This is a genomic window from Enhydrobacter aerosaccus (assembly GCF_900167455.1).
Taxonomy (GTDB): domain Bacteria; phylum Pseudomonadota; class Alphaproteobacteria; order Reyranellales; family Reyranellaceae; genus Reyranella; species Reyranella aerosaccus.
On sequence record NZ_FUWJ01000006.1, the window covers coordinates 150,279 to 162,808 of the forward strand.

Consider the following 12,530-nt stretch of genomic DNA (forward strand, 5'->3'; position numbering starts at 1 on the left):
CTGTCAGGCTCGCTTCTTCGACGCGGTGCCGCGGGGCAGGAGGCGGCCGAGATACTGGCCGGTATAGCTTTCCGGCACCCGCGCAATCTCCTCCGGCGGCCCCTCGGCGATCAGGCGTCCGCCGCCTGAACCGCCATCCGGGCCCATGTCGAGGATCCAGTCGGCGGTCTTGATGACTTCGAGATTGTGCTCGATCACCAAGACCGTGTTGCCGCCCTCGACCAGCCGATGCAGGACTTCCAGCAGCTTGCGCACGTCCTCGAAATGCAGGCCCGTCGTGGGCTCGTCGAGGATATAGAGCGTGCGCCCGGTGGCGCGGCGGGAAAGTTCCTTGGCAAGCTTCACACGCTGAGCCTCGCCGCCGGAGAGCGTCGTGGCTTGCTGGCCGATATGGATGTAGCCCAGGCCGACCTGCTGCAAAGTCAGCAGCTTGTCGCGGATGACGGGCACCGCCTTGAAGAACTCGACACCCTCGTCGACGGTCATTTCGAGCACGTCGGCGATCGACTTGCCCCTGAAGGTGATTTCCAGCGTCTCCCGATTGTAGCGCTTGCCCTTGCAGACGTCGCACTGGACGTAAACGTCAGGGAGGAAGTGCATCTCGATCTTGATGACGCCGTCGCCTTGGCAGGCCTCGCAACGGCCGCCCTTGACGTTGAACGAGAAACGGCCGGCTTTGTAGCCGCGCTCGGTCGACTCGGGCAGCTGCGAGAACCAGTCGCGGATCGGGGAGAAGGCGCCGGTATAGGTGGCGGGATTCGAGCGCGGCGTCCGGCCGATCGGCGATTGGTCGATATCGACGATCTTGTCGAGATGGCCGATGCCATCGAGGCCGGCATGCTCGCCCGGATGTTCGCGAGCGCCATTCAGGCGCTTGGCCAGAGCCTTGTAGAGCGTCTCGACGATCAAGGTGCTCTTGCCGGACCCCGATACGCCGGTGACGCAGGTGAAGGTGCCGAGCGGGATGCCGGCCGTCACGTTCTGGAGGTTGTTCGCGCGAGCGCCCCTGAGTGTCAGCCAGCGGCCGTTCTTGGCCGGCGGCTGGCGCCGCATCTGCGGTACCGGAATCTGCCGGAAGCCGGAAAGATACTGACCGGTAAGGCTGGCGCTGTTCTGCATTACTTCGTCGGGCGTGCCCTCGGCGATGACCCTGCCGCCATGGGCGCCGGCGCCAGGCCCCATATCGACCAGATGGTCGGCGGCGCGGATCGCATCCTCGTCGTGCTCCACGACCAGCACGGTGTTGCCGAGATCGCGCAGGCGAGTCAGCGTCTTCAACAGGCGATCGTTGTCGCGCTGATGCAGGCCGATCGAAGGCTCGTCGAGAACGTAGAGTACCCCCGTGAGGCCCGAGCCGATCTGGGAGGCGAGGCGGATGCGCTGGCTCTCGCCACCCGACAATGTGCCCGAGGTCCGGTTCAGGGTCAGGTACGAAAGGCCGACATTATCGAGGAAGCCCAGCCGCTCGTTGATCTCCTTGAGGATACGCGCGGCGATTTCGCGTTGCTTGGACGTGAGCTTGGGGCCGAGCTCAAGGAACCATTTCACCGCCTCGCCGATCGCGAATTCGGTGACCTGGCTGATGTGGAGGCCGGCGATCTTGACCGCCAGCGCTTCGGGCTTGAGCCGAGCGCCGCCGCAGGCCTCGCATTTGCTCTCGTGCTGGAACCGCTCGAGTTCCTCGCGAACCCACGAGGAATCGGTTTCCTTCCAGCGGCGGTCGAGATTGGGTATCACGCCCTCGAATGGCTTGGTCGTCTGGTACTGGCGAATGCCGTCGTCGTAGCGCATGGCGATCGCTTCGCCGGCGCTGCCGTTCAGGATGACGTCGCGCACCTTCTTCGGCAGGTCACGCCAGGGCGTGGACATCTTGGCCTTGTAGTGCTTGGCGATGCTCTCGAGCGTCTGCTGGTAATACTGCCCGGACGAGTCCGCCCAGGGCGCGACGGCGCCTTCGGCGAGCGAAAGCCGGTCGTCCGGCACCACCATCTCGGGGTCGAAGAACATCTTCACGCCAAGACCGTCACACGACGGACAGGCGCCCTGCGGGGCGTTGAACGAGAACAGGCGCGGCTCGATCTCCTCGATCGTGAAACCCGAAACCGGGCAGGCAAAGCGTGACGAGAAGACGGTACGCTCGCCGGTGTCGGCGTTCTCGGCAATGGCCAGGCCTTCGGCAAGGTTCAGGGCCGTCTCGATCGAGTCGGCGAGGCGATTGCCGAGGTCGGGCTTCACGACCAGGCGATCGACCACGACATCGATGTCGTGCTTGTACTTCTTGTCGAGCGCTGGTGCTTCGGTGATCTCGTACAGCTTCCCGTCGATTTTGACGCGCTGGAATCCCTTCTTCTGCAGCTCCTGCAGGTCCTTCCGGTACTCGCCCTTGCGGCCTCGCACGATGGGCGCCATCAGATAGAGGCGCGTGCCCTCCGGCATCGCCTTTACCCGATCGACCATCTGCGACACCGTCTGGCTTTCGATCGGCAAGCCGGTGGCAGGGGAATAGGGCACGCCGACGCGGGCGAACAGCAGGCGCAGGTAATCGTAGATCTCGGTGACCGTACCGACGGTCGAGCGCGGATTGCGCGAGGTCGTCTTCTGCTCGATCGAGATGGCCGGTGACAGACCTTCGATCGAATCGACGTCCGGCTTTTGCATCAGTTCGAGGAACTGCCGAGCGTAGGCCGACAGGCTTTCGACATAACGCCGTTGGCCCTCGGCATAGATGGTGTCGAAGGCGAGCGAGGATTTGCCCGAGCCCGACAGACCGGTGATCACCACCAGCTTGTCGCGGGGCAGGTCGAGGTCGACGTTCTTCAGATTGTGTTCGCGGGCGCCCCGGATCGAAATGAACCGGTGCGGCTCGGCGGCGGGTAAGCGTGACTTTGCCATCTGGTCCGGGAGAATAGGCGATGCGCGCGATCCGCGCATATGGCTATCCACAGCCGATTCCGCCACCGGGAAACGTGTCAGGAATTGTCACAGGTCGCCATTTTCCGGACCTGTCCCACCGTCACGGGGATCCCGTGGCAAGGTCGACGAAGGCCATGACCGGAAATCGGTGGCTGCCCACAGGACCGCCGGAGTAGGTTGCCGGCCGTGAGGTAGGTGCTGCGTCCCGCGGCACCGGGAAGGCGAGGGAGGCCCCCATGGCGGGCAGCGTCAATAAAGTCATCCTGGTCGGCAATCTCGGCCGCGACCCTGAAGTTAGGGCCATGCAGGATGGCCGTTCCATGGTGAACATGTCGGTGGCTACGTCGGATACGTGGCGCGATCGCCAGAGCGGCGAGCGCAAGGAGCGTACCGAGTGGCACCGCGTGGTGATCTTCAACGAGAAGCTGGCGGAAGTTGCGCAGAAGTACATCCGCAAGGGCTCGAAAGTGTATGTCGAGGGCCAGCTTGCGACGCGCAAATGGACCGATCAGAGCGGCCAGGAGCGCTACACGACCGAGGTCGTGATCCCGCGTTTCGGCGGCGCCCTCACCATGCTGGATGGTCGGGGCGGTGAAGGCGGCGGCTTCGGTGGACCGGAGGACGACACTGGTGGTGGCGGCATGCCGAGCGGCGGCGGTGGTGGCCGTCCGGCCGCGCGCGGCAGCAGCAAGCCTGAACTCGACGACGATATCCCCTTCTAGGGACAGTATGCGGTCGGCGGCGGCACTTGCGGGTCGAGTGCCGCCGTTTTCGCGTCTGCCGGCCGGAGCAAGGATAGGGCGACACCTCGAACAGCCACCCCGACGGATGTTCGAGCGGCGGGTTAGATCGCGAAGCCCAAGGCACGCAATTCGGTCGCCGTCTCCTCAGGCGTGCGATGATGGATGGCTGTCATGCCGGCTGCTCGGGCCCCTTCGACATTTGCTAGCACATCGTCGATGAAGACCGCGTCCGCCGGTTCGAAGCTACCGGTGCGGCAAACCAGTTCATAGATCTCGGCATTGGGCTTGGAATGTCCAACCAGTCCCGAGACAACGTAGTCGCGGAACAAACCCAAGAAGGGATGTCGTTCCCGAGCGGGCCCGCGCAGCCACGGATCGAGCAGGTTGGGTGCATTCGACAGCAGGTAGAGCGGCGTCCCCGCTTCGTGCAGCTGTTCGACGAGAGCCGCCATCTCCGGGAAGGCGTATTCGTTCATTTCGTCGAAACGATCGTAAAAGGCCGCAATCAGCGCTTCCTTGCCGGGATGCAGGGCCTGCAGCTGCCGCGTCGCGACGGCCGGATCGCCGCCGTGATCCTGCACCGTGTGCCAGTCGCGGGTGGTGACCTCGGCCAGGAATCGCTCCATCTCGGCCGGATCGGGAATCAGCTTCCGATAGAGGTGCCGCGGGTTCCAGTCGACCAGAACGCCGCCGAAATCGAAGACCGCGACAGTAGGGCTGGAAGGGGTGGTTTTCGAGGGCAAAAGGGGGCCTTTCCACGGGCTATTTTCAGCGGAAATTTAGCCAATAAAATCAATGTGTTAAAGATGCCTTCCGGGCGCGTTTTTTGTTGGTGTTTTCAGCCCGTTTTGCTACTGTGCGAAATGCGTTCGCCGACTCCCGGCGATGCCAATAGAACGAGCAAAAACCAGGTATCTCTTTGAGCGACGATACGACCCTCCCGCCGGCGCCGCCACCCTCTGACACGCCTCCGCCGACGCCACCGCACGACACAGCGCCGATCACGATCGAAGAAGAGATGCGTCGATCGTATCTCGATTACGCGATGAGCGTGATCGTGTCCCGCGCTCTGCCCGATGCGCGCGACGGATTGAAGCCGGTGCAGCGGCGCATTCTCTACGCGATGAAAGAGAACGGCTACGACTCGACTCGGCCGTTTCGTAAGTCGGCCCGTATCGTCGGCGACGTGATGGGTAAATATCACCCGCACGGCGATTCGGCGATTTACGACGCCATGGTTCGCATGGCGCAGGATTTCTCCATGCGCCTGCCGTTGATTTCCGGGCAGGGCAATTTCGGCTCGATGGATGGCGATCCGCCGGCAGCCATGCGTTATACCGAGGCGCGTCTGGCGGTCGCTGCCGAGTCGCTGCTGGCCGACTATGACAAGGATACGGTCGACTTCCAGCCGAACTACGATGAGCGCGAGCGGGAGCCGACGGTTCTGCCGGCAGCCTTCCCGAACCTGCTCGCGAACGGTGCCGGCGGCATTGCCGTCGGCATGGCGACCAATATCCCGCCGCACAATCTCGGTGAGCTGATCGACGCCTGCTGTGCCTTGATCGACAATCCCGAGCTGACCATCCAGCAGGTAATGGAGTACGTGCCAGGCCCGGATTTCCCGACCGGCGGCAGCATCCTCGGTCGCAATGGCATCCGTGCCGCCTACGAGCTTGGCCGTGGTTCGCTGATCATGCGGGCGAAGACCAGGGTCGAGGAGATCCGGGGCGGCCGCGAGGCGATCATCATCACGGAAATTCCCTACCAGGAGAACAAGGCGCGCCTGCACGAGCGCATCGCCGAGGTGGTGCGCGACAAGAAGGTCGAGGGCGTTTCCGAAGTCCGCGACGAGAGCGACCGCGACGGTGTGCGTCTGGTGGTCGAACTGAAGCGCGATGCGATGGCTGACGTGGTGCTGAATCAGCTCTATCGCTTCACGCCGTTGCAGACGAGCTTCGGCGTCAATGCGCTGGCGCTCGACGGCGGCCGGCCGCGCTTGATGACGCTGAAGGAGCTGTTGGAGGCGTTCATCCGCTTCCGCGCCGACGTCCTGACGCGCCGCACCAAGTTCGAGCTCAATCACGCTCGGGACCGCGCCCATGTGCTGGTCGGTCTTGCCATTGCCGTCGCGAATATCGACGAGGTGATCGAAATGATCCGGCGGTCGCCGGATCCGGTTGTCGCCCGCGATCGCTTGATGGCCAGGGACTGGCCGGCGGCCGACGTGGCGCCCCTGATCGCGCTGATCGCGGAGCCTGGGCGGGAGGTCTCGGCCGAGGGGACTTATCGACTTTCGGAAGCCCAGGCGCGCGCCATCCTCGAGCTGCGACTGCAGCGCCTGACCGGCCTGGAACGCGACAAGATCGCCGAAGAGCTGACCGATGTCGCCAAGCTGATCGAGGGATATCTCGAATTGCTGGGCGATCGGGACAAGCTGTTCGCGCTGATGCGCGAAGAACTGGTCGCGATCAAGGCACAGTTCGCCACGCCGCGTCGGACGGAGATCCTGGACAACGAGTTCGAGCAGGATGTCGAGGATCTGATCCAGCGCGAGGACATGGTGGTGACCGTGACGCACGGCGGCTACGTGAAGCGCGTGCCGGTCTCGGCCTATCGCGCTCAGCGCCGTGGCGGCAAGGGGCGCTCCGGCATGGCCACGCGGGACGACGACTTCGTTTCGACCCTGTTCGTGGCCAACACCCACACGCCGGTGCTGTTCTTCTCGAGCCGCGGCATCGTCTACAAACTCAAGGTCTGGCGTTTGCCGCTCGGCGCTCCCCAGGCCCGCGGCAAGGCATTCGTGAACCTGCTGCCTCTTGGCGAGGGCGAGACCATTACCACGGTCATGCCCTTGCCGGAGGACGAGGCCAGCTGGGCGACATTGCACGTTATGTTCGCGACGGCGCGCGGCGGAGTGCGGCGCAACGAACTGTCGGATTTCGTGAACGTGCACCAGAGCGGCAAGATCGCCATGAAGTTCGAGGGCGACGATGCCGGTGATCGTCTGATCGGCGTCGCGGTCTGCGGTGAAGACCAGGATGTGCTGCTGGCGACGCGCCTCGGTCGCGCCATGCGCTTTCCGGTGTCGACGGTTCGTATCTTCCAGAGCCGCGCCTCCACGGGCGTCCGGGGTATCGCCCTGGCCGACGGGGACGAGGTGATCTCCATGTCTTTGGTCGACGGCGGCAAGGGCATCGCGACCGAGGAGCGTGACGCTTACCTGCGCCAGTCCCGCGCGCTACGTCAGCTGGCAAATCTGGAGGAGGAGAGCGGCAACGGCGCGGAGGAGGCGGCAGCACAACCCGAGGAGCCTGTAGCCGTAACCACATCCCTGTCGCCCGAGCGCTTCAACGCGCTGCAAGACAAGGAAGAATTCGTGCTGACCGTGGCCTCGTCCGGTTTCGGCAAGCGCACCTCCGCCTACGAGTATCGTGTCACCGGCCGCGGCGGAAAGGGCGTGGAACTGATGAACCTGGCCAAGGGCGGGCAGGTCGTTGCGGCGTTCCCGGTGCTGCAGAGCGACGAGGTCATGCTGGTTACCGATGGCGGGACCCTGATCCGCTGTCCGGTCGACGGAATCCGCATTGCAGGTCGCGGCACACGCGGCGTGCGGATCGTCAATGTCAGTGAAGGCGAGCGTGTCGTTTCCGCCGTTCGAATCGGCGATGACGACGATGCCGGTGCCAACGGCCAAGCCGATGATCATTCCGAAACAAACGGTGGATAAGGACGGCCCGTGTCGCTAAGACTTCGCCGCGGCAATTGGCGCACCCGTAATCGGGGAATAAGGGGGAGACATGGCCGTAGAGCGTACGGGCGTTTATCCGGGCACGTTCGATCCGATAACCAGCGGGCACATGGAAGTCGTACGGCGTGCGTTGCGGCTGGTCGACAAACTGATCATCGGACCGGCGATCAACATCGGCAAGGGCCCGCTGTTCTCGCTCGAAGAGCGGATCGAAATCATCCAGGACGACATCGCGGATTTCCCGAAGGCGGAGCGCGACCGGATCGAGGTGGTGCCGTTCGAGGGGCTGCTGATCCATTTTGCGCGCGAGATGAAGGCCTCCCTCATCATTCGCGGTCTCCGGGCGGTATCGGACTTCGAGTACGAGATCCAGATGGCCAATATGAACGCCCGTATGGAGCCGAATGTGGAGACCATCTTCCTGATGGCCTCGGACCGTCACCAGTTCATCGCCTCGTCGCTGGTGAAGGATATCGCACGGCTGGGCGGCGACACGTCCCAGTTCGTGTCCCAGAAGGTCTACGAACGCCTCAAGCGCAAATTTGCCCGGACGTGATACCCCCCGAGGGTGCGTTGACCGGAGGGCCGGCGCACTTTATACGGGCGCCGCGCGAGGTTTTGGCCTGCAGCGCGACACCGGGACGAGCCCGTAGCTCAGCGGTAGAGCATCTGACTTTTAATCAGAGGGTCGTGGGATCGTACCCCACCGGGCTCACCACGGGACCGAATAAGGAGAGAAGCGGCTCATGCCGTCGGTGAATGTCGTCAACGGCAAGCAGATCGTGGTCGAGAACCTCGGCCCGGCCCAGCGGGTGGTCCGCTTCCTGGTCAAGCCCTTCTCGCAGATGTGGCATCACCGTGATTTGATCCGAGCGATCCTGCGGCGAGAAGTCAGCGAGCGGTTCAAGGGCTCCGTCGCCGGCTGGGTCTGGGCGGTGGTTGCTCCGTTGCTTGCGATCGCGGTCTACACCTTCGCTTTCACGACCAATCTCAAGCTGCCGCTGTCCGACGGCAATGCCGGTCCCCGCGTGGGATATGCTCTGTTCATCTTCAGCGGCATCATCGTCTTCAACTTCTTCTCGGAGATGGCGTTTCGTGCGCCGATGCTGCTGCACGAGTACACGCACTTCATCAAGCAGACGATCTTCCCGAGCGACATGCTGGCGGTGATCTCGACGTTGCGCGCCACGCTCTATACCGTGATCTCCATCAGCGTGATGCTGTTGTTCCAACTCGCCATGGTGCACTCGTTGCCATGGACCGTGCTGCTGCTGCCGTTGATGTTCATCCCGTTCATGGGATTTCTGGTCGGAATGTCGTGGTTCCTGTGCGCCATTGGTGCCTTCACACGCGACGCCGGTTACCTGATGATCAACGTAGTGCCGCTGTTCATGTTCGCGACGCCGGTTTTCTATCCCCACGAATCGCTGCCGCCGCCATTCGATTTCTGGATCTACGCGAACGCGCTTACAGGCTATGTGGAGGTCATGCGCGACATCGTACTGCTCGCCAAGTTGCCGAACTGGCATGTCTACGCCTGGACGCTCTTCACCTCGGTGTTCACCTTCTATTTTGGCTACTGGTTCTTCGACAGGTATCGGAATGTCATCGTCGACGTCATCTGACATCGTCGTCCAGGCCAAGCACCTTGGAAAGGCGTACCAGCTCTATGCCCGTCGCAACGACTGGCTGAAGCAGGTGATGTTCGGCTGGTACAAGACCTACTTCAAGCCATTCTGGGTCCTGCGCGACATCGATCTGCAAATCAGGCGGGGCGAGAGCATCGGGATCCTCGGTCGCAACGGCTGTGGCAAGTCCACGCTCCTGCAGGTGATCTGCGGCATGACCTTGCCCACCCACGGCGAACTGCGCGTCAACGGCCGGATCGCCCCCGTGCTGGCGCTCGGCTCGACCTTCGACCTCGAATTGTCGGGACGCGAGAATGTCATGATCGGCGGCGCCGTGCTGGGCCTCACGCGTGCCGAAATTCTGCGCAAGTTCGACTCGATCGCCGAATTCGCCGGTATCGGCGATTACATGGAACAGCCGGTCAAGCACTATTCGATGGGCATGAAGACGCGCTTGGCCTTCTCGATCTGCGCCCATGTCGAAGCGGAAATTCTGGTCGTCGACGAGGCTCTGGCCGTCGGCGATGCGGCCTTCCAGCGCAAGTGCCTCGACTGGATCGACAGCTTTCGCAAGACTGGAACATTGCTGTTCGTTTCGCATTCCATGGCGGAGGTTCGCCGGCTGTGCACGCGGGCCATCTGGATCGAGGAAGGCCGCATCCGCGAGCAGGGCGATCCAAGCGAGGTCATCCGGTCCTATCACCGGGCCCTGCTGGTGGAGAAGGACGATGTACATCGCTTCTCCGCGAGCGGGTGATGCGGCATGGCCGGCGATGTGCTGGTTTGGCTGGGACTCGGCTGGTGGGGGACAGGTTCGGCCATCCAGTGGGTGAGCGCCGCACTCGCCCGCAATCCCCGACCGTCGCCTAGTCCGCGGCACTTACCCAAGGAATTCAGCATCGTTGCTCCGATGAAAGGAGCGACGGATGCATCGGCAGCCTATGTCGGCGGCTTGCAGACACTGGCGCAGGCCGGCGTCGAGGTATTGATCTGCGTCGCCACTGCCGAGGATGCTGCAATCGCCGCGACGCGCGCACTCTGGCCCGACGCGCCGATCCTGGTCGGCACCGATACGACCTTCAATCCGAAGATGAACAATGTGCGCAAGGGCCTCGAAGCCGCCAGTCGGCCGGTCGTCGCCTTGTGCGATGCGGGCATTGTCCTGGGTGCCGAGGAACTGCGGTGCGCTTCGGCTCCGTTATCCGATACGGTGGGGCTTGTCCTGGCGCTGAAAGCGGCCGTCCGCCCAGAGACGTTCGCAGCCGAGTTGGAATGCGCTTACATCAATGGCCACCAGGCGCGATTCCTGTTTGCTGCCGACCGGTTGGGTCTCGCCGTCGCATCAGGAGGCGTGACTTTAATGTCACACAGTACCTTGCAGCGCATCGGGAACTGGCGTGGCTTCAACCGCTGGATCGCGGACGACTATTCGGTCACCCGGTCGGTCCGTGAGCTTGGCCTGGCGACTAGGCTGGGCTCGATCATGTTGCGGCTGCCGGTCGGATCGCGAACCTGGGCGGATGTATGGATGCGCCAGGTCCGTTGGGCCCGCACCCGCCTTCGTCTCCCGGTCTGGCCCCTAGTCCTCTGGGAGCCGGCGATCGGCGCCGCTGTCTCGGGCGTGGCCGGCCTGATCGGCCTGGCCGCGCTCGGGGCCGGCCCCAGTTTGGCTGCCGCCGGCCTCGCCCTTCATATCTTCGCTTGGCTTTGTGCCGAGAAATGGTTCATGTCGGGACGGGGCCTGGCCTTCGGCCCCCGCGCTGCATGCGCGGCGCTAGTGCGCGAGGTCCTGGCCCCTTGGTTGATGGTTCGCGCCCTTGCCGGGCGCAATATAGACTGGCGGGGGACTGACCTCGGCGGACAGTGGCGAAAGCGCGGGGATGAGGTTTCGGGGAAGCCCGTATGAGCGGAATGGATCAGGTCAAGGATATCACCACGATCAGACTGCCCGGGCGGGTGGACTCGGTAACCGCCTTGGAGGTGCAGAAGTCGATGCTGGATGCGTTGAATCCCGGCGCCCGGCTCGTCGTCGATGGCAGTGCCGTGACATACATGAGTGCCGCCGGCGTGCGCGCCCTGGCGACAGCGCTGCGCAGTGCCGAAGACCGGCAGGCCCATGTCGTCTTCTGCAGCTTCAGCGGAGCTGCCGAAGATTGTCTGCTTGTTTCTGGCTTCTGGCAGCTTCTGGATATCGCCGACTCACCAGAGGAAGCGGCGGCTCGTTTGAATGCAAAGACGGGGAGAATCCCGGCGGAGCGCTTGCACCGCCGTGGCACCACAGGTTAATTACTGGGTAGGCTGAGGCAAGACCCAAAGAACGTGGAGCGGCGTTTGCATGCCGACCGTTCCGCACGGAGATCGAGAATTGACAATTTGGACGTGGCTGCAGGCCATCGGTCGACCTACTGCTATTGTCCTCGGCCTGGGTGTGGCGGTGGCGGGCTGCCAGGCGATCCCCGGCGACGGGCCGTGGATGAATGGCGCGAAGTCGACGAGCAGCGAAGCGCTGCCGTTTGATCTCATCGACCTGACGCCGACGACGGTGGTGGCCTATCGGCCTCCTGCGACAGTCGATCAAACTTCCACGACCAGCAATCTTTCGGCCGGTGCCCGCGTGGCCGTAGCGCCCGGCGACGTCCTCAAGGTTCGCATCTTCGAGCCGTACGAAGGCAGTATCTTTCCGACTATCCAGAAGCCGGGAGCGGATCTCGGCAACCAGCGCGTAACCGACGACGGCACGATCGAGGTGCCCTATGTCGGAACCGTCCGGGTGGCGGGTATGGATCTGGGCCAGATCGAGCGCCAGATCGTCACCCAGCTAGGCAACAAGGCCCAGAATCCGCAAGTGATCGTCGAGTACGTGGCCGACCGGAACAACACCGTCATGGTGTCGGGCGAGGTGAAGAACCCTGGCCGTCTGTCGTTGCTCGAGGGCACCCGCTCGGTCGTGGACGCTGTCAACCGGGCCGGGGGCCCCGTTGGAGTCGCGACTCAATTGCAGGCCGTGGTCCGCCGGCATGGCACCGTCATTCTGGACAAGCAGTATTCGGAACTCCTGGCTGGGGCCGATATCGGCATTCAGAAGGGCGACGAGATCGTGCTTCGCCCCAATTCGCAGGTCTTCACCGTGCTGGGCGCAGTCGCCAAGGCCGGTAATGTCGAACTGACCAAGTCGAACATGACGCTGCTGGAGGCCTTGGGCGAGGTCCATGGTCTGTCTGACGAGCGCGCCAACAAGACCGGCGTCTTCGTGTTTCGGATGGGGGATATCCAGGATAATCCCTCGGCCCGGGCGCGCGTCTTCCGGTTGGACCTGATGCAGCCCGTGTCCATTTTCGTGGCGCAACAATTTGGCATGCAAGCGAGAGACGTGATTTACGTCACGAATGCGCCACTTTACGAGTACAATAAAATCCTGTCCGCGCTGTACCGTACGGTCTCGATTGTGGGCGTAGCCAAGGGTACCACCACGACGACGACCTCGTTCTGATCGAACGG

The 12,530-nt window shown here is 63.3% G+C and carries 10 protein-coding genes and 1 tRNA gene; 9 read left to right on the forward strand and 2 right to left on the reverse strand.

Translation table 11 applies throughout. The features are described 5' to 3' along the window. Positions 1-3: 3 nt before the first annotated feature. Positions 4-2,892, reverse strand: a complete 2,889-nt coding sequence (gene uvrA / locus B5D62_RS20940) for an excinuclease ABC subunit UvrA (RefSeq protein WP_085936010.1) — start codon at positions 2,890-2,892, stop codon at positions 4-6. A 257-nt stretch (positions 2,893-3,149) separates the two neighbouring features. Between uvrA and ssb the strand changes: the two genes are divergently transcribed. Further along, positions 3,150-3,635 (forward strand): single-stranded DNA-binding protein, encoded by a 486-nt coding sequence (gene ssb, locus B5D62_RS20945; protein ID WP_085935891.1) that lies wholly within the window; start codon positions 3,150-3,152, stop codon positions 3,633-3,635. 122 nt (positions 3,636-3,757) lie between these two features. Here ssb and B5D62_RS20950 read toward each other — a convergent pair whose 3' ends face one another. After that, complete coding sequence (locus B5D62_RS20950) at positions 3,758-4,399, reverse strand: HAD family hydrolase (protein WP_085935892.1); 642 nt, start codon at positions 4,397-4,399, stop codon at positions 3,758-3,760. 170 nt (positions 4,400-4,569) lie between these two features. Here B5D62_RS20950 and gyrA point away from each other — a divergent pair, with 170 nt between their 5' ends. The 8 genes from gyrA to B5D62_RS20990 all read left to right on the forward strand — a co-directional run bounded on the left by gyrA (position 4,570) and on the right by B5D62_RS20990 (position 12,522). Then, the gene (gene gyrA, locus B5D62_RS20955) at positions 4,570-7,383 is read left to right on the forward strand and encodes a DNA gyrase subunit A (RefSeq protein ID WP_419188800.1); all 2,814 of its coding nucleotides are present in this window, start codon (positions 4,570-4,572) and stop codon (positions 7,381-7,383) included. A gap of 70 nt (positions 7,384-7,453) precedes the next feature. Next, entirely contained in the window at positions 7,454-7,960 is a 507-nt protein-coding gene (gene coaD, locus B5D62_RS20960) for a pantetheine-phosphate adenylyltransferase (RefSeq protein WP_085935894.1), read from the forward strand. Positions 7,961-8,047: 87 nt separating this feature from the next. Then, positions 8,048-8,122, forward strand: a tRNA-Lys gene (locus tag B5D62_RS20965). Between the two features lie 28 nt (positions 8,123-8,150). Continuing rightward, entirely contained in the window at positions 8,151-9,029 is an 879-nt protein-coding gene (locus B5D62_RS20970; protein WP_085935895.1) for an ABC transporter permease, read from the forward strand. After that, the gene (locus B5D62_RS20975; RefSeq protein WP_085935896.1) at positions 9,007-9,789 is read left to right on the forward strand and encodes an ABC transporter ATP-binding protein; all 783 of its coding nucleotides are present in this window, start codon (positions 9,007-9,009) and stop codon (positions 9,787-9,789) included. The genes B5D62_RS20970 and B5D62_RS20975 overlap by 23 nt, the downstream gene beginning before the upstream one ends. Positions 9,790-9,795: 6 nt before the next feature. Continuing rightward, entirely contained in the window at positions 9,796-10,938 is a 1,143-nt protein-coding gene (locus B5D62_RS20980; RefSeq protein WP_085935897.1) for a glycosyltransferase, read from the forward strand. A 5-nt stretch (positions 10,939-10,943) separates the two neighbouring features. Further along, entirely contained in the window at positions 10,944-11,318 is a 375-nt protein-coding gene (locus B5D62_RS20985; RefSeq protein WP_170921048.1) for an STAS domain-containing protein, read from the forward strand. A gap of 49 nt (positions 11,319-11,367) precedes the next feature. Then, entirely contained in the window at positions 11,368-12,522 is a 1,155-nt protein-coding gene (locus B5D62_RS20990; protein WP_085935899.1) for a polysaccharide biosynthesis/export family protein, read from the forward strand. The last annotated feature ends 8 nt before the right edge of the window (positions 12,523-12,530 follow it).

What these genes read in the sequence shown, in the direction of transcription:
- B5D62_RS20990 (WP_085935899.1), top strand. Translation starts at nt 11,368, where the DNA reads ATGCCGACCGTTCCGCACGGAGATCGAGAATTGACAATTTGGACGTGG.
- ssb (WP_085935891.1), top strand. Translation starts at nt 3,150, where the DNA reads ATGGCGGGCAGCGTCAATAAAGTCATCCTGGTCGGCAATCTCGGCCGC.
- B5D62_RS20985 (WP_170921048.1), top strand. Translation starts at nt 10,944, where the DNA reads ATGGATCAGGTCAAGGATATCACCACGATCAGACTGCCCGGGCGGGTG.
- uvrA (WP_085936010.1), bottom strand. Translation starts at nt 2,892, where the DNA reads ATGGCAAAGTCACGCTTACCCGCCGCCGAGCCGCACCGGTTCATTTCG.
- B5D62_RS20970 (WP_085935895.1), top strand. Translation starts at nt 8,151, where the DNA reads ATGCCGTCGGTGAATGTCGTCAACGGCAAGCAGATCGTGGTCGAGAAC.
- B5D62_RS20975 (WP_085935896.1), top strand. Translation starts at nt 9,007, where the DNA reads ATGTCATCGTCGACGTCATCTGACATCGTCGTCCAGGCCAAGCACCTT.
- B5D62_RS20980 (WP_085935897.1), top strand. Translation starts at nt 9,796, where the DNA reads ATGGCCGGCGATGTGCTGGTTTGGCTGGGACTCGGCTGGTGGGGGACA.
- coaD (WP_085935894.1), top strand. Translation starts at nt 7,454, where the DNA reads ATGGCCGTAGAGCGTACGGGCGTTTATCCGGGCACGTTCGATCCGATA.